The organism is Bradyrhizobium sp. Kon56 (genome assembly GCF_055807635.1).
Genome location: NZ_JBVVOU010000130.1, coordinates 1 through 571, shown reverse-complemented (window position 1 = coordinate 571; position 571 = coordinate 1). Strand labels below are relative to the sequence as shown.

Sequence of the window (571 nt, the reverse complement as noted above, 5' to 3'; positions counted from 1 at the left end):
GGCGCCGTTGAAGGAGCGCCCCAGATTGGAGGCAGCATGTGTGCAGCTGCCGTATTTAAGGTGGCTCGGACGACGAACCACTCGGCGATGTGCTTTTCGATGGCGTGGCGGGACCTCTCACGCGGGCTCGGGAAAATCGACGACCGTCTCGTTGATGCGATTGAACACGTTGGTAAAGGTGATCACAGAGATTGCCAAGGCAATGTGAACGATCTCCTCACCACTGTATCCCGCCTCTTGAAATGACTGCACCTGCGCTGGCGCGACGGCCCCGGGATTAAGGGCCAGGCTGCGTGTGAAGGCAACCAGCGCATCTCGTTTGGTATCCCCTGTGGACTGGCCGGCACGTAGTTGGCGCATAGCGTCAGCCGACAGGGCCGGCGGGTAAACGCCTCCAGTCCCATGAACCCATCGGCAGCCAACTCGTGCCCCAGGCCCAGCTTCTGCAACATCCAGCCCAACAGCAGGCGGTAGGCTGAGTGGTCCTCCACCACCAGGATATTCATGTGCTGCCAATGACGCGTTGGGACAACAGGCGGATCAGGTTTGCGGCTCGGTCCTGCGGTTGAAC

The 571-nt window shown here is 60.6% G+C and carries 1 protein-coding gene; it reads right to left on the bottom strand.

All coding sequences use genetic code 11. The features are described 5' to 3' along the window. Nucleotides 1–117: 117 nt before the first annotated feature. Nucleotides 118–360, bottom strand: a complete 243-nt coding sequence (locus AC0L3B_RS38270) for a carboxymuconolactone decarboxylase family protein (protein WP_473382735.1) — start codon at nt 358–360, stop codon at nt 118–120. Nucleotides 361–571 lie beyond the last annotated feature (211 nt).

Excerpts from the sequence above, each read along its gene's own strand:
- AC0L3B_RS38270 (WP_473382735.1), bottom strand. The coding sequence starts at position 360 with ATGCGCCAACTACGTGCCGGCCAGTCCACAGGGGATACCAAACGAGAT.